Source organism: Floridaenema aerugineum BLCC-F46 (assembly GCF_041929345.1).
Classification (GTDB): Bacteria; Cyanobacteriota; Cyanobacteriia; order Cyanobacteriales; family Aerosakkonemataceae; genus Floridanema; species Floridanema aerugineum.
This window is the reverse complement of the sequence record NZ_JBHFNQ010000013.1, coordinates 1-15,910: the sequence shown is the minus strand read 5'-3', so window position 1 is coordinate 15,910 and position 15,910 is coordinate 1. Positions and strand designations below refer to the sequence as shown.

The 15,910-nt window shown below is 40.3% G+C and carries 13 protein-coding genes and 1 pseudogene; 9 read left to right on the top strand and 5 right to left on the bottom strand.

Features of this window, described 5'->3' with window-relative positions; genetic code table 11:
- Window positions 1-81 precede the first annotated feature (81 nt).
- The 3 genes from rpmG to ACE1CC_RS01175 all read left to right on the top strand — a co-directional run bounded on the left by rpmG (window position 82) and on the right by ACE1CC_RS01175 (window position 2,730).
- A complete protein-coding gene (gene rpmG, locus ACE1CC_RS01185; protein ID WP_073594966.1) occupies window positions 82-270 on the top strand; it encodes a 50S ribosomal protein L33 in 189 nt (62 codons plus the stop codon).
- A 68-nt stretch (window positions 271-338) separates the two neighbouring features.
- The gene (gene rpsR, locus ACE1CC_RS01180; RefSeq protein WP_073594967.1) at window positions 339-554 is read left to right on the top strand and encodes a 30S ribosomal protein S18; all 216 of its coding nucleotides are present in this window, start codon (window positions 339-341) and stop codon (window positions 552-554) included.
- 130 nt (window positions 555-684) lie between these two features.
- Window positions 685-2,730 (top strand): ribonuclease catalytic domain-containing protein, encoded by a 2,046-nt coding sequence (locus ACE1CC_RS01175; protein WP_413268774.1) that lies wholly within the window; start codon window positions 685-687, stop codon window positions 2,728-2,730.
- Window positions 2,731-2,818: 88 nt separating this feature from the next.
- Here the strand turns inward: ACE1CC_RS01175 and ACE1CC_RS01170 are convergent, their stop codons facing one another.
- Complete coding sequence (locus ACE1CC_RS01170) at window positions 2,819-3,394, bottom strand: FHA domain-containing protein (protein ID WP_413268647.1); 576 nt, start codon at window positions 3,392-3,394, stop codon at window positions 2,819-2,821.
- Between the two features lie 482 nt (window positions 3,395-3,876).
- On the opposite strand from ACE1CC_RS01170, the gene ACE1CC_RS01165 reads away from it, so the two are divergent.
- Both ACE1CC_RS01165 and ACE1CC_RS01160 read left to right on the top strand, forming a co-directional pair.
- The gene (locus tag ACE1CC_RS01165) at window positions 3,877-7,773 is read left to right on the top strand and encodes a hypothetical protein (protein WP_413268646.1); all 3,897 of its coding nucleotides are present in this window, start codon (window positions 3,877-3,879) and stop codon (window positions 7,771-7,773) included.
- Window positions 7,774-7,790: 17 nt separating this feature from the next.
- Window positions 7,791-9,197 (top strand): 1-acyl-sn-glycerol-3-phosphate acyltransferase, encoded by a 1,407-nt coding sequence (locus ACE1CC_RS01160; protein ID WP_413268645.1) that lies wholly within the window; start codon window positions 7,791-7,793, stop codon window positions 9,195-9,197.
- Between the two features lie 565 nt (window positions 9,198-9,762).
- Here ACE1CC_RS01160 and ACE1CC_RS01155 read toward each other — a convergent pair.
- Complete coding sequence (locus tag ACE1CC_RS01155; RefSeq protein ID WP_413268644.1) at window positions 9,763-10,131, bottom strand: HMA2 domain-containing protein; 369 nt, start codon at window positions 10,129-10,131, stop codon at window positions 9,763-9,765.
- 98 nt (window positions 10,132-10,229) lie between these two features.
- A complete protein-coding gene (locus ACE1CC_RS01150) occupies window positions 10,230-10,484 on the bottom strand; it encodes a Nif11-like leader peptide family natural product precursor (protein ID WP_413268643.1) in 255 nt (84 codons plus the stop codon).
- 321 nt (window positions 10,485-10,805) lie between these two features.
- Between ACE1CC_RS01150 and dxr the strand changes: the two genes are divergently transcribed.
- From dxr to ACE1CC_RS01135, 3 genes and pseudogenes are all read left to right on the top strand, one after another.
- Window positions 10,806-12,014, top strand: a complete 1,209-nt coding sequence (gene dxr, locus ACE1CC_RS01145) for a 1-deoxy-D-xylulose-5-phosphate reductoisomerase (protein WP_413268642.1) — start codon at window positions 10,806-10,808, stop codon at window positions 12,012-12,014.
- 117 nt (window positions 12,015-12,131) lie between these two features.
- Window positions 12,132-12,350, top strand: a pseudogene (tumA, locus tag ACE1CC_RS36680) (antitoxin TumA); the annotation flags it as partial.
- A gap of 188 nt (window positions 12,351-12,538) precedes the next feature.
- Window positions 12,539-12,754: a hypothetical protein gene (locus tag ACE1CC_RS01135; protein WP_413268640.1), complete on the top strand. Its 216-nt coding sequence runs from the start codon at window positions 12,539-12,541 to the stop codon at window positions 12,752-12,754.
- Window positions 12,755-12,806: 52 nt separating this feature from the next.
- On the opposite strand, the gene ACE1CC_RS01130 is transcribed toward ACE1CC_RS01135, so the two are convergent.
- Window positions 12,807-13,295 (bottom strand): acyl-CoA thioesterase, encoded by a 489-nt coding sequence (locus ACE1CC_RS01130; RefSeq protein ID WP_459563778.1) that lies wholly within the window; start codon window positions 13,293-13,295, stop codon window positions 12,807-12,809.
- 205 nt (window positions 13,296-13,500) lie between these two features.
- Window positions 13,501-14,511, bottom strand: a complete 1,011-nt coding sequence (locus tag ACE1CC_RS01125; RefSeq protein WP_413268638.1) for an ADP-ribosylglycohydrolase family protein — start codon at window positions 14,509-14,511, stop codon at window positions 13,501-13,503.
- A gap of 150 nt (window positions 14,512-14,661) precedes the next feature.
- Here ACE1CC_RS01125 and ACE1CC_RS01120 point away from each other — a divergent pair, with 150 nt between their 5' ends.
- Window positions 14,662-15,849: a sensor histidine kinase gene (locus tag ACE1CC_RS01120; RefSeq protein ID WP_413268637.1), complete on the top strand. Its 1,188-nt coding sequence runs from the start codon at window positions 14,662-14,664 to the stop codon at window positions 15,847-15,849.
- Window positions 15,850-15,910 lie beyond the last annotated feature (61 nt).

The window sequence follows — 15,910 nt, the reverse complement described above, 5'->3', positions numbered from 1 at the left end:
TTTAGTTGCTGAACTTACCCGAAATATGAAATGATAGATATTTGTGTTTAATTCTGCCCAGACTTTAGAGTTTGTAAAATTATGGCTAAAGGTGTTCGCATCATTGTGACATTGGAATGCACCGAATGTCGCACGAACCCGGAAAAGCGATCGCCCGGTGTTTCTCGGTATACCACAGCAAAAAATCGTCGTAACACGACGGCGAGGCTAGAACTGAAAAAATTCTGCCCCCACTGTAACAAACATACCGTTCACAAAGAAATCAAATAGTCATTAGTCATAGTTACCTCTAACTAGCGACCAATGACCCAAGGAACTATTGCCAAGGAAAATTGACCATGACATATTTTCGTCGTCGCCTATCTCCGATTAAGCCAAGCGAACCCATCGACTATAAAGATGTGGATTTGCTCCGCAAGTTTATCACCGAGCGCGGTAAAATTTTGCCACGCCGAATCACTGGTTTGACAGCTAAACAGCAAAGAGATTTGACTATTGCCATCAAGCGAGCAAGGATTCTGGCATTGTTGCCATTTATTAACCAAGAAGGTTAAACCAAAAATAGATGAGTAGGGGTAATTCTGAATTCTACCTTTGTAGGGGTAATTCATGAATTACCCCTACAAAGGTGCAATTCATAAATTGCCCCTACCAAATATTTACAGTCTGGGGATTTTGGCAATTGTGGAAAAGGGAAGGCTGGTTGAATTTAGATTACATGGAGAACGGCGCTTAGCCGTTGCGGAACGTCCAGATGGCAAAACTAACTGGATTGTAGTTGACGATCGCGGTCAATCTTACAATATTCACCCCCGGCAAATCACTTACGAAGTTAACGGTGCAACTTACCAGCCAAAAGAAATTCCGCAGTTTCGCAAAGAGGTAGAGACTTATCTCGACCCAACAAGTTTAGAAGTGGCTTGGGAAATTTTGGCAGAAACCGGAGAAAGTGTAAATATTCCAGGGATGGCAATGTTGCTGTATTCGGAGCAAACACAGGCTCAGTGTTATGCAGCATATTACCTCCTGTCGGAAGACAAGATTTATTTTAAGCAAAAGAGCGATCGCTACGAACCACGTTCGGCAACTTTGGTGGGAGAAATTAAACACCAAATAGAAGTAGCTGAACAACGGAAACGCGAGTCAGAAGAGTTTTTAAGCCTTGTACAGCAAGTAATCGCTGGTAAACCATTAGAATCTTACAGTAGCGTCCGCGAAGCATTTTCCGAAACTAGATATCGTAATCGTATTGATGCGTTAGAAAGGTACGTCATACTAGGAGAGGAAGCTACTGGGCGAGCTTTAGCCCAGGAAACTTTGGCTGCTCTAGAATTACCAACAAACCCACAAGCGGCTTTTGATTTGTTGGTGAAATTGGGATTGTGGAGTTACCATGAAAACCTGTTTCTCCGGCGCAGTCAGATTCCAGTTCACTTTTCAAATAAGGTGCTAGAAGTGGCTCAGCAGCGTATTGATACTCCTCCCCCAGACCCGGATAGCGATCGCTTGGATCTCACCAAACTCAAGGTTTATACCATTGATGACGAGAGTACTACGGAAATAGATGATGGTTTGAGTTGGGAAAAACTCCCCGACGGTAGGGGACGTTTGTGGATACATATTGCTGACCCTAGTCGTTGGGTAATGCCGGGAGATGAATTAGACCTGGAAGCAAGACGGCGTAGCACTACGTTATATTTGCCTACAGGAATGATTCCCATGTTCCCCACAGAGTTGGCAACAGGGCCAATGAGTTTGGTACAGGGGAAAATCTGCAACGCCTTAAGTTTTGGGGTAATTTTGGATGAAACTGGGGCAGTGCAAGAGTACAGTATTCATCCGACGATTATTAAGCCGACTTATCGGCTGACTTACGAAGATGTAGATGAGATGCTGGATCTGGCAGTACCAGCGGAACCGGAATTAACTGCGATCGCCAAAGCTGCCCAAATTAGGCAAGCTTGGCGACAGTCTCAAGGGGCAATTACAATTAATTTGCCCGAAGGACTGATTAAGGTGGAAGATGACGAGATCCATATTCAAGTTTTGGATGACTCGCAATCTCGTGTGATGGTTGCGGAAATGATGATTTTGACCGGGGAAGTAGCCGCCCGTTATGGTCAAGAACATGGGTTAGCTTTGCCTTTCCGCAGTCAACCACAACCAGAACTGCCTTCAGAAGAAGAGTTATTGCTGCTTCCGGCTGGGCCTGCCCGTGCTTGCGCGATGCGGCGTTGTATGCCTCGTAGTGAGATTAGCATTACTCCGGCACGTCACGCTAGTTTGGGGTTGGATACTTACAGTCAGGTAACTTCTCCGATTCGCCGTTACAGCGATTTGTTGGCTCATTTCCAAATTAAAGCGCATTTGCGGGGCGATCCGTTGCCTTTTTCCGCAGATGAGTTAAGGGAAGTGATGATGAGTGTGTCAATGGTGACGCAAGAAGCTAGTTTGGTGGAACGTCAAACTCATCGTTATTGGGCGTTAGAATATTTGCGGCGCAACCCTGGACAAGTTTGGCAAGCTTTGTTGCTGCGTTGGTTAAGGGAAGATGACAGGTTAGGTTTAATTCTGTTGGAAGATTTGGGTTTAGAGTTGCCGATGGGCTTTAGGCGATCGGTTCAGTTGGGCGATCGCTTAGATGTTCGCGTCAGCTACGTCGATCCGCGCCAAGATGTGATTAAGTTTGAAGAAACCAGCGATCAAACAGCACAAGCAACAGCTACTTAACAAAATTTATGAGCAGAACTTTGGTTATACAAAGTTGGTTAGCTCTTTGCAGAAGAAAGCTTTAACAGCAAACTTCTGCAAAGAGCTTTTATACGAATAAACCTTCATTTCTAACATTTTCACTATTCACCCAAACATCATCATTTTCTTCTAGAAAACTAGTGATAAAAAATTCTACTTGCATTAATCCAAATTCTATTAAGTCGCCGTCTTTAAGCAAGGAACTTTCTAAACTCGTTAATCGTTTATTATTAACTTTAGTCCCGTTTCTGCTGCCAGCATCTTTAATAAAAAATTTGTTTCCAGCTTCGTGACCAAGAATAGCGTGACAACGAGAGATGGAAAGGTCAGGAATAGCGATCGAACAATCTGATTTACTCCGTCCAATTAGCCATCGTTCTGAATGATCGATAATCTGCACCGTTTCCGCATGGGAAAGATTAGTTACTAAAAAAGTTGACTTCCCTGTAGTCACTGCCTGAATATAAAAAGGCGCTACTTCACAACGTTTAGGAGCATTTAAAATTGGCTCTATAATTGTTGTTAATTGATCGATATCATTTTGGCAGTTGGCTACCAAGGAGCGTAAAAAAGAAGTATTCTTTTCTAAGAATTTGAACGCTTTATCTGTATTTTGGGTTGGATAAGTTAGGTCTGAAAGCATACCGATTCTCAACAAAACGTGCTAAAAATAATACACAGATGCACCTTTGCACAACAGGTAATGCTATTTCAACCTTCAGGTGCAACAGTATAGATAAAGGTGTACTACATTCCCAAAATTTAAACAATCACTAAAAGGTGATAATTTACCAAAACTTTACATATTTTTCCCGGACTACCAAGCTTTATAAAGATTTTGCTAAGAAGAGTCTAGATAATTATGCTGTTATTTATAGTAACTATTCCACAGGTAAGCTCTGCAATCTGGGTAATTATAGTGACAAATACCCAACTGATTGGCAATACTTATTTAACAAAGCGTTACCATTAGACTCGTTTTATACGTATTTTTCCCAATTTATTCTGAAACTAAATTTCAGACAGCTATTTAACTGGCATAGCAAATGTCGTGTTCTCCCAAAAGACAGCGAATATCATTTGATATAAGGCCAAGATTGGGTTTCTATCTGTGGTAGCCAACTCATGTCATCCTCAAATCCTCGCTTCGTAAAAATAGAAATCACCGCCAGTTCCTCTGATCCAGAACTTTTGGCAGGTTTAGATGCTTTGTTGCGCCTGGGTTTGTTGACTGATACCCAAGTCAAAGAAATATCTCGGCAATACTTGAGTTGTCGTTTACCACAAGTAACTGCGACAGCAACCGTTCCGGCAACGAACAGCCGCAATGAGTCAGATCTCGTTGTTCCTGTGGCTGCGGAAACTGCAACTCCTAGAACAAAAGCGACGACTCAGGAACCACCAAGCCGAATTAACCGCATTTTACAGTCACTCATGGCGGAACTTAGCGTCAGGTGGCTGCTATTTTTAGGTGTTTTCATGGTGGTAGTTTCCTCCGGGCTGTTGGCGGCTACTCAATGGGAAAAATTTCCCTCTTTTGGACAGTACGGAATTTTACTAGGTTATACTTTGATTTTTTGGTTAGTCAGTTTTTGGGCGGGTAAACAAAGTAATTTACGATTAACAGCCCAAACTTTGCAGGCGGTAACTTTATGTTTAGTACCTGTGAATTTTTGGGCAATGGATGGTTTTGGCTTGTGGGGAAATTTATGGGAATGGCTAACAGTAGGAATTGCTTCTGTTGCCCTTACAGGAATTACTATTTTAATTTTACAACCTCAGCGTTCCTATCATAACGGTTTGGGATTAGTTAACTATTTAGGATTAAGTTATTTACACTGGGGTTGGGCTTTTCGCAGCTTTCCGTTAATTGCTGTTTATTTAGGAATTGTTGGTACTAGTTTAGCGACTGTTTATACTTACCGAAATTGGGGAAGGCGAGAAGAATCAGGGGAGAATAATCAATTAGCGATCGCCTTCCATCAAAGAGTAACTACATCGGTAATTTATGCAGTAGCAGTTTTATTAATTCGGGCAATTTTCTTAACCAGAACTCCTGTAGAAATTACCCAATTAGGTTTAGCGATCGGAATTTGTGGCTGGCTTTTGGCTTGGTTATCCCAACAAAGACCAAATCCTTTAACTTCTGCACCACCCTTTTCTCAAATAAACTGGGAATTATTAGGAGGAGGTTTAATATTTTTAGGTTGGTTTGTTTCAGTATATGAGTTTCCCGGACAAGCTTTAGCAGTAAGTGGAATTGATTTATGGTTTTTTGATAGTCGGTTAAAACGATTTTGGCGCAAGTTTGATTTAGCAGCTTTTTTGTTAATCGGTTTTCAGGCAATTTTCTTGTTTTGGCGGTTAGTTCCTGTCAACATTCAACAAAGTTTAGTTAATACAGCCCTTCAATTAGCTAATGCAGAAAGTCACTCTTACACTTTGTTAGGTGTGGTGTTATTCCCTTATGTAATTTTTATTGTGGGAGTGACTAATTGGTTAGATAAACGTCAGAAACTTGATTTAGTATGGTTTGGCGAAGGAATAGCTTTAGTTTTAGGTTTGATATTGACTTTAATTAGTTTACTTAATCCTTTGTTGCGATCGCTAAATCTCCTAGCCTCCACCCTAACCTTAGCATTTGTCACTCACAAACGCCCCCGCACAGCTTTAGTTTACCTAACTCACATTTCTGGTTTACTAACAATTACCTCAACCATTAACTATCTATTGCCCAAAATAAATGTAAATATCTGGATGGCAATTTTACAAGGTTTAATGGTAACAGAATTTATATTTAGTATCAGCAACATCCCAGTCGTAGGGGCGATTCATGAATCGCCCCTACCCCAATCCCCAATCCCCAGTCCCCAACAAAATTGGCGGCGCAGTTCGTGGCATTTAGGTTTATTTTTAGCAGCATTAACTTATACAATTACTCTCAATATTAATGATAATAATCCTATACCGAGTTTGCTATGGTTAATTACACCTTTGGCGCTGACTGGCGTAGCAACTTTTAGCGGAAGTTCGCGCCGAGAATTAGCGGCTTCCTTAAGTATAGCTGCTAATGTTTTGGCGCAAGTTTTGCTGTTTCCCTTTCCCGAAACTAGATTATTTTGTTTCGGTTTAGCTACAATATTGATGTTTGTAAATACTCGCTATTTACAACATTTATTATCGGCAATAATTACTCTTTGTTTCGCTTTTGGGTTCTTTGGACAATTGCTTTGGGATAGATTTTTAGGATTTCCGAGAGAGGCTATACCAGCTTGGTTGATTGCTTTGGCGATCGCTATTAATATACTATGGTTATATCGCAGCTTTCTTGCTAGCAAAAGCACTACTTTAGCTAGAGTTTACACCGAAGCAACTGACAAATGGGCAACTGTTCTTTGTGGTTTTGAACTATTGCTGCTAACTTTCCATTCCGCCAGCCTTTATTCAGGATTTCTTCCCCCTTCAATCCCCGTTTTAATCGCCATAATTCTCATTTTTATTGCTATTGCTTATCGAAATTGGCAACAACCAACTAATTTGGCAATCTTTGCTTTAGCTTGGAGTTTGGAACTTTTAACGGCAGAAATTATAGGTTTTGTTGGTCGTTCTTTAATTAATTTAAGCATAGCTAATATTGCTTTAGGTTTAACAACTCAGCTTTTAGGTGATTGGTGGCGACGCAAAGTTGGCGCAGAAAGATTCCCTGTCAGTTTGCATATCGTTCCGTTAATTTATGGCATTTTAGGCGGGATTTTACGTACAGGTAATTTGGCTAATTGGACAGGTTTAAGTTCAATGGCAATTTCTTTAATTGCTATTGGAATCGGTAGACGCAAAGCAGATTTCAAACCTTTACTTTATTTGGGTTTATTCGGTGTTTCCGCTTCAGCTTACGAATTACTATTTTATCAACTTTTACAATCAGATAAAGGAGGATTTGGCGATGGTTTAATTGCAATGGCGGCGCTTGGTACTGGTATTATGTACGCTTATCGAGTGTTATCGCCTTGGTTGTTGCGATATTTACCAATTACACAAGAAGAATTAAAAATAATTGCCCATTTACATTGGGCTTGGAGTAGCTTTTTATTAATGTATGCAATTATAAACCCAATTCAAGGTAGTAGATTTGTCGGATTAGGTGTAGGTTTATTTTTAATTCAATATGCCATTTTACAAGGGCGCAACAATCCTAATTTAAACCTGGGAGAAACTTGGGTTTATTTGGGACTTTTAGAAGCTGCGGCGATTAGATTTTATTGGCAAGGTACGCCAGTCGAAGTGTTATTTTCCGATCCTTTGAAACCTTTTCGAGTGGCGATCGCTTGCGTTGTGGCATACTTTTTCTATATCTTACCTTGGCAAAATTGGGGTTGGCCTAAAAGACCTTGGTTAGTAGCAGCAATTGTTTGGCCTTTAGTAATTATTTGGGAAACTCGCACAATTGTCCATCCCCTAAGTTTACTAATCGCAGCCGGATTTTATATTATCATTGCTTGGCTCGATCGCCAAATCCGTTTCTCTTACATTAGCGCAGCATTAATTAACTGGACATTGTGGCGTTGGTTTTTAGATTTACGACTCACAAATGCTTTGTGGTATGTTATTCCTGTTGGTTTATCTTTGCTATATATCGCCCAAGTCGATCCAACTTTAAACCAACCAGAACAAAGAGAAAACCGTCATTACTTACGCTGTTTAGGAATTGGTACAATTTGTTTAGTTTCCCTGTGGACAGAACAATGGACGGGGCTAGGTTCTGGTATCCTAAGTATAGTAGCAATTTTCGCCGGATTAGCTCTCAGAACCCGCGCTTTTCTGTATATTGGAACTATCACCTTTTTAATCAATGCCTTTAATCAGTTAGTAATTCTTAACTTCCGTTACTCATTTTTTAAATGGTTAATCGGTTTATTGGTTGGCATTGTGTTTATTTGGATAGCTGCTAACTTTGAAACTCGCAGAGAACAGCTAACAACTTTATTAAGAAACTGGATTACTGAATTACAAAACTGGGAATAATTTAGATTAAACTAGCAATGACTACTAATATTCAAGTTCAACCACCCTTAGAATTTATTCCGCCAAACTTCAATCCTTTGGTTTTCCAAAGTTGCGAGTTTGTGTTGCCGCTTTGGTTGCGATCGCGCACTAATATAGCCGAAATAAAAGCCGAAAACTTAGACACTTTAGTTGATTTATATCAGCAATTTCAGTCAAACAAAATCCGCTTTTTAATGGCATTTCGTCACCCCAGCGTTGACGATCCTTACCCTTTAATGTATCTCTTAACCAAATTATTGCCCAAAGCAGCTAAACAACAGGGTATTTCATTACAAAAACCGACGATCGCACATTTTATTTACGATCGCGGAATTCCTCTTTGGGCGGGTTCTTTTATCGGTTGGCTTTATTCTCAATTGGGTGGAACTCCTATCCATCGAGGTAAGTTAGATCGGGCGGGGTTACGTTCAATTCGCCAACTATTTGTTGATGGACAATTTCCCATGATGGCATCTCCAGAAGGTGCCACAAATGGGCATAATGAAATAGTTAGTCCCATTGAACCCGGAATTGCCCAAATGGGTTTTTGGTGTGTAGAAGACTTGTTAGCAGCGAAACGTTCTGAAGAAGTTTTCCTTGTGCCAATAGGAATTCAATATCACTATATAAATCCGCCTTGGGCATCTTTAGAAAAGTTGCTAACTCAATTAGAAATTGATAGTGGTTTATCCGAAAAATCAGCAGTTGATGTCCCCACAGATGGGGTGAAATTTAGCAGCGAAAGAGAAGCAATTTTATATAAAAGATTGTATCGTTTGGGATTTCATATACTTGGATTAATGGAAGGTTTTTACACCAAGTTTTATCATAAAACTCTCCTGGAAATTCCCCCATCTTCAGTTAGTAACCCAAGCGAACTTTTATTTTTGAAGTTACAAGCATTATTAGACACAGCATTAAAAGTAGCAGAAGAGAGTTTTAATATTCCGGCTAAAGGCAATGTGATCGATCGCTGTCGCAGATTAGAACAAGCAGGATGGGATTGGATTTATCGCGAAGATATCAAGAATTTAGAAGCATTATCACCCCTAGAAAAAGGTTTAGCCGATCGCATTGCCGAAGAAGCATCTTTGCGAATGTGGCACATGAGATTAGTAGAAAGTTTTGTTGCCGTCACAGGTAAATATGTTTACGAAAAACCTTCTGTAGAAAGGTTTGCTGAAACAACTTTACTATTGTGGGATATGTTAACTCGCATCAAAGGAGGTAATCCTTTTAAACGTCCCAAATTAGGTAAACAAAGAGTGGAAATGGCGATCGGAAATTCCCTTTCTGTTTCCGATCGTTGGGATACTTATAAAGCTAGTCGTCGCAAAGCTGTAAACGATCTCACTCAAGATTTACAAATAGCATTAGAGAAAATGATCGTCAAAAATTCTTAGAGATTGTTTGAAAAGCGATCGGTTGCGATTTTATGCCCTGGATGATCCCCCCTAACCCCCCTTAACAAGGGGGGAACCGAACTCAAAGTCCCCCTTATTAAGGGGGATTTAGGGGGATCGAACTCAAAGTCCCCCTTATTAAGGGGGATTTAGGGGGATCGAACTCAAAGTCCCCCTTATTAAGGGGGATTTAGGGGGATCGAATTCCAAGTCCCCCTTATTAAGGGGGATTTAGGGGGATCGAATTCCAAGTCCCCCTTATTAAGGGGGATTTAGGGGGATCGAATTCCAAGTCCCCCTTATTAAGGGGGATTCCCCCCTAACTCAGATCTTGCACCAAGAGGCAGAGCCTCCATTTTTCGTTCCCAGGTTGAACCTGGGAACGAGGATCTGGGAGGTTCTACCTCCCCTGCTGCAAGATCTGAGCTAACCTCCCTTGTTAAGGGGGGAACCGAACTCAAAGTCCCCCTTGTTAAGGGGGATTTAGGGGGATCGAATTCCAAGTCCCCCTTGTTAAGGGGGATTTAGGGGGATCGAATTTAAAACATCCTGTTAGAAGTTACTTTTATCTTCGCCTCAGATGATGTCTAGGGCTAACTCCTGGATTAATTACAGCAGCTAAATCTTCCGATACAATTTCTTCTACTTGACTTGGTAATTGTTCAACGGAAGCGATCGTCCTAAAAATTCGTTCTTCAATTTTCTCTACAAAGCTTTGATGAAAATTATAATTGTATTCTACTACTAAAGAACTAGCTGTCGGATTAATCCTTACATAACTAACAAAATCCAAAGCAGCGATTAAATGTTTAAGTTTATTCGCATATTCCGCATCATCAACTAATCGAGGAATGCGAATGCGAATGCGTCCGGGTATTGCGTGAACAACCCGATAATTTAACTTTTCCTGCACCTCTTTTGTCATCACTGACATAAGCCATTCCTGCCCTATACTAAAGAATTCAGAATCTAAAACTCAGAATAGAAACAATTCTGGATTCTAGATTCTGAATTCTGGTAATATTCTACATCTTACCTTGGTACTAAATGCCGCCGAGGGCCAACACCAGGATTAATTACAGATGCCATTTCTTCAGGTGACAATTTTTCAATTTCCGCTTGCAGTTGTTCAACTGTGAAATTATAACCCCGTTCTGCGGCAATACTTACAAAAGTTTCTGGATCATCTGTAGCCCTGAGTTTTGCTTTTAAAGCATCATCTTTTTGAATAGCTTTAAAAAAGCGTGCGGCACATTCTTGAGAGCTAATGGCACATTCTTGAGACATAATTTACCTCGCCTTTGTTAAATTTTGGTGCAAAAAATCTTCCTGAAGTCGCTACTTACTGGCGACTCAATTGTTGGTGTAGGTGCAATTCCCTACCCTAAATTCGGCAAAATTAAATGAGAGATATTTGTCAGGATATGTGAAAAAATTAAAAATTTCACTAAATCTTGACATAAGTTAAAGATTTTCGTATCAAGCGTCACTTGTAAACGAGTAACTTTGTGCTTTAGATCCCCGACTTCTTGAAGAAGTCGGGGATCTGGAGGGGATCTGGACACAATAACCTTTATAGTGATTGAAGTTGCGGTTTATTAAAAGATTGTGAAAGCGATTACACTTCTTGGTTCTACAGGTTCGATCGGTACTCAAACACTCGATATCGTCTCCCAGCACCCAGACAAATTTCGCCTTGTCGGGTTAGCCGCTGGACGCAATGTAGAAATGTTGGCACAGCAAGTTCGCCAATTTCGACCGGAAATAGTGGCAATTTGCGACGAAGACAAACTCCCGGAATTGAAAGCAGCAATTGCTGACCTCGACCCCCAACCGATTTTATTAGCTGGGGATGCCGGAATCATTGAAGTTGCACGTTACGGCGACTCGGAAGCGGTAGTTACCGGAATTGTCGGCTGTGCTGGCTTGTTACCCACAATTGCTGCCATTGAAGCAGGAAAAGACATCGCTTTAGCTAATAAAGAAACTTTAATTGCTGGTGGCCCTGTAGTTAATCCTTTAGTCGAGAAACACGGCGTAAAACTGTTGCCAGCTGACTCAGAACATTCGGCAATTTTCCAATGTTTGCAAGGAGTTCCCAAAGGCGGCTTAAAGAAAATTATTTTAACAGCTTCCGGTGGTGCGTTTCGAGATTGGCCTGTAGAAAAATTAGCCGAAGCCAAAGTTTCCGATGCTTTAAAACATCCTAACTGGTCAATGGGTCGCAAAATCACCATTGATTCTGCTACTTTAATGAACAAAGGTTTAGAAGTAATTGAAGCACATTATTTGTTTGGTGCGGATTACGATGATATCGAAATAGTCATCCATCCCCAAAGTATTATTCACTCTTTAATTGAGTTACAAGATACTTCGGTTTTAGCGCAATTAGGTTGGCCTGATATGCGCTTACCTTTGCTTTATGCGATGTCTTGGCCGGAAAGAATTTATACAGATTGGGAAAGATTAGATTTGGTAAAAGCTGGCAGTTTAACTTTCCGCGAACCAGACCATAAAAAATATCCTTGTATGCAATTAGCTTATGCAGCTGGTCGTGCTGGTGGTTCGATGCCTGCGGTTTTAAATGCGGCAAATGAACAAGCTGTGGCTCTATTTTTGGATGAAAAGATTGGATTTTTAGATATTCCTCGTTGTATTGAATGGGTTTGCGATCGCCATCGCACAGATCATCAACAAAACCCCTCTTTAGATGACATTTTAGCAGCAGATCAATGGGCAAGACAAGAAGTTTTGGCAGTTAGTAAGTTAGTCAGTCAAAATCAGCCGATTATTGCACAGGTAGCTTCGAGATTGTAGAGACGTTGTATACAACGTCTCTAGCGAACAATTTTAAAACTAGCGATCGTTTTTATTCAGAGTAAAGTAGGGAAAGAGCGATCGCTAATTTTATTAGAAACAAAGTGAAAAAAGCCAATGCGTAAACAAACTATTCAATATACATCACCATTAGATGCCTTAGTTGCTGTTGCCAAGCGACTAAGCTTGTATGAAAACCAGCAAAAAATGGAGTCTGAAGAATTTTTTAACCTATATAATCAGGGATTATTGCCAGATGATGCTCTATTTATAGAATGGGCAAATGATTACCATCATTACCTAGCTTTGCATCAGGAACTAACGCAACGGCTGAATGTCGATGTCGCAGAACAGGAAGCTTGGTTATGCTTGTCAAGGAATCAACTAAACAATGCCTACACTGAGGACGACGATTACCCACTTGATGCAATTAAAATAGCAAATCCCGACTATGCAGGAAGCTGATGTCGTTCTCAGCCAATAGCTTTCTATCAACAAGTAAAAAAAGTAATTAAAAATTACCCATGCCTATAGAATTAATCATTTTAATCGCTGCTTTAATCGTCACCTTTTTAGTTTTTACTTGGTTGATTAAAGTTGTCAAAGCAACCATACAAACTGCTATTACGATCGCCCTACTTGTTTTAATATTACAACTAATCTTTGGCATCGGCCCTAGTCAACTTTGGCAAAAAATCATCGAACTTCCCCAACTAATTTGGCAGCAACCAACTAAATAAATGGAGGTACGTTGTTGCGCTTTAGCGCTAAAGCGCAACAACGTACCTTTATTTAAACTTTTCCAGTCAACTTCGCAAAAGCACTTTGTACAACGGGAGGTAATTGACGCATAATTTTACCTTTTTCTCTGTCAATTGCTACCAAAGTCACCCTAGCTGTCACATACAATTCTTCGCCATCTAAAGACTGAATTTGGTTATCCCAATTCAACCTTACACCATCGACTTCTGTCATTTTTGCTTTGACAACTGCGGTCATTCCTAATCTTAATGGTCGATGATAACGAATCGAAAGTTCGACAACTGGTAAATCGCAACCTAATGCAACCAAATCAGCAAAATCAACGCCGATCGATCGCAAACATTCTACCCTAGCTTCTTCCAACCAAGCAAGATAAGTACCATGCCAAACAACCCCACCATAATCAGTATGATGTGGTTGCACTCTTACCGGATATTCAAACCAAGCGCCAGGTGTTATCTGAAGCAAGTTTTGGATAGCAGTAGTAGGAGGAAGTTGCGGATTTCTTTCTTCTGACACAGTAACTCTCATCCTTAAAAAACACTAGACAACCAAATTGTAAATCTAAAAGTAAATTACTACCCTTCTGCCTTAACTAAAAACTCTACAAGGGCGGGTTTTGTGATTTAATTCTTTTGCTGTGATTGCAGACTTATCTACTAAACCCACCCCTACATTTTCCCTTCTTTTCCTTCTGCCTTCTGCCTTCTGACTTCTGCCTTTTCTAACGTGGTTTGATCACTTTTGGCGCAGCAATAGCTGAAACTTGGGTTGGATCGATAAGAAACTTATCTGCATTATAAACCCCTGACCAAGCTGCTAAAAGACGGGCTGCCAATCTTAATAATTCAGCTTCCGAATTAAGTCCCCAAAGTTGCATTAAAGGCGAGTTATCTACAGGTTGTTTTCCTAATGCTAAGCGCCATGCCACAGGTACACCAGCTATACTGTTGAATGTACCAGATAATGCACCTACGATCGCACTTGTTACCTGTGCTTTTGGACATCTCGCCGCCCGCATTACCGAAAGTCTCAAATCTTCAATCGTACTTAAAAAACAGTAAAAAGCTAACGCTACTGGAGTATGAGTTGGCGCAGTAACACCACGAGGAATTAAAGTTTTTAAAGTAGTTTCTAATCCAGCACCTGCTGCTAATAAAACTTCCACTTGTCTAAGTTGCTGAACTAAGGAAGTTTCCACATCCAAATAATTAATAGTTTCCCTAATTAAGGTATCGGGATTAAGTTTTTCTTTTAAGGCAAGAGCGATCGCATATCCGATCGCTAAAGTTCCATCTTTCAACACCGAATCATCTTGCCAAACATCCGCCACCTGTTGCAAATTTTGCCTTAACTTCGCCTCATCTTCATGGAAAAATAGCGCCACTGGTACTGTAGAAATAATCGCCCTAATATCACCACTAGTTCTTTTAATTCCCGGATAAGCAGGAGTAGTAACACTCCCCAAATTAGTTTCCTTTATTAAAATTCCCTCGCGTTTTTCTGATTCATTCTCATTAGTTGATTCTGAAGCTTCACACCAATGGGCTAAATCCAACCTGCCACTCCGAATCAAACCTTCAGTACCACGTACCACCAAACGTCCTGTACTATAAGGTTGCTGATTCTGTTGTCTTGTGCCTAGTTGCCAAGAATCGCCATAAGCACCCAAAATTTCTCCAAATACAGTGCCTAAAAAAGCACCTCGAAACCTACTTAAGAGAGAGTACCGCATCAATCTTATTTAACTAGCAACTCTTAAAAGACACTGGGCTTATCCTAACTCATCTACCTCTGGTAAAGACCTATCTTTTGCCAGAAGTTTCCTTCTATTTCCACAGTTTAGCCTAAAAGTACACAGAAATTTCAAATCAATACAGGGGAAATGTTTGACGCAAGCGAAATACTCACTGACCAAATCGATACAATTTTAGAACGTTGGGAAGCTGCTGTTCGCCAAGACTCGCGCATAGAAAGTTCAGCTGATTTATCAGAAACAGCATTAAAAGATTCTATGCCAGTACTTTTAAACGGAATGGTCAAAGCATTAGCTCATCAGGGAAGCGAGAGTTATGAAATCGTTGCTTCTGCTAGTTTAGAGCATGGTAGCGCCCGTGCTAATGAAGGATATAATGCCGCAGAAATTGCTTGGGAATACCAAATATTGCGCCGAATTATTTTTTCAGTTTTAGAACCTCAGCTTTTGCCAGGTTCTCCTGAAGAAATTCTCAGAACTATTCGCACTCTTGATGCCGTAATAGATGAAGCAATTTCTCAATGTTATACAAGTTATGTGCAACAGCGAGTTAAAGAGCTAGAACAGGTAAGAAGTCAGCTAATTCTGACTAACCAAGAACTGACTCGGTTGCTCCGTACTAGTAAAGATAGTCTATCTTATATGGCTCATGAATTAAAAACACCTTTAACTTCAATTATTGGTTATTCAGACTTATTTCTGCGCCAGCAAAAGCAAGCTGTAGATGTTCACCTAACAGTGCCAAATTTACGGAATATTGAGCGAGTGCTGCAATCTGGTAGGTTATTGTTGCGCTTAATTAATGATGCTTTAGAATTGTCTAGCTCTGAGGCTGGGAAAATCCAGTTAAATCTTGCTTGTATCGATGTTAAACAAGTAATAAAAGATGTAGTTGCCACAATTGAACCATTAGCTCAAGCGAAGAATTTAGAATTAAAAATAGAATGCGATCGCGCCCCTAATAAAGTAACCACAGATATCTTTCGTTTACAACAAATTTTAACTAATCTTCTTAGTAATGCCATTCGCTACACCGATCGAGGTTTCATCCAATTAGAATGTTTATCCCATGACGATCGGCAATGGTCTATTATTATCAGTGATACCGGAATTGGTATTCCCCAAAAAGATTTAACTCGGATATTTGAACCCTTTATGCGAGCAAGTTCTAATCTTCATCGTCGAGATGAGCAAAGTACAGGTTTAGGATTAGCGATCGTTGCTCGATTAATCAAACTTTTACAAGGTGAAATTAAGGTTGTTTCTGAACTAGGTGTTGGCTCAACCTTTACAATAACTTTTCCTGGTGAAATATAAAAGTACGTTATAACAGTACGTTGTTGCGCTTCAGCGCTACTGGGACAAGAGCGCTGAAGCG

Coding starts and splice junctions, on each gene's coding strand:
- ACE1CC_RS01135 (WP_413268640.1), top strand. CDS start 12,539: ATGCCTATAGAATTAATCATTTTAATCGCTGCTTTAATCGTCACCTTT.
- rpsR (WP_073594967.1), top strand. CDS start 339: ATGACATATTTTCGTCGTCGCCTATCTCCGATTAAGCCAAGCGAACCC.
- rpmG (WP_073594966.1), top strand. CDS start 82: ATGGCTAAAGGTGTTCGCATCATTGTGACATTGGAATGCACCGAATGT.
- ACE1CC_RS01150 (WP_413268643.1), bottom strand. CDS start 10,484: ATGTCTCAAGAATGTGCCATTAGCTCTCAAGAATGTGCCGCACGCTTT.
- ACE1CC_RS01120 (WP_413268637.1), top strand. CDS start 14,662: ATGTTTGACGCAAGCGAAATACTCACTGACCAAATCGATACAATTTTA.
- ACE1CC_RS01125 (WP_413268638.1), bottom strand. CDS start 14,511: ATGCGGTACTCTCTCTTAAGTAGGTTTCGAGGTGCTTTTTTAGGCACT.
- ACE1CC_RS01165 (WP_413268646.1), top strand. CDS start 3,877: ATGTCATCCTCAAATCCTCGCTTCGTAAAAATAGAAATCACCGCCAGT.
- ACE1CC_RS01170 (WP_413268647.1), bottom strand. CDS start 3,394: ATGCTTTCAGACCTAACTTATCCAACCCAAAATACAGATAAAGCGTTC.
- ACE1CC_RS01160 (WP_413268645.1), top strand. CDS start 7,791: ATGACTACTAATATTCAAGTTCAACCACCCTTAGAATTTATTCCGCCA.
- ACE1CC_RS01155 (WP_413268644.1), bottom strand. CDS start 10,131: ATGTCAGTGATGACAAAAGAGGTGCAGGAAAAGTTAAATTATCGGGTT.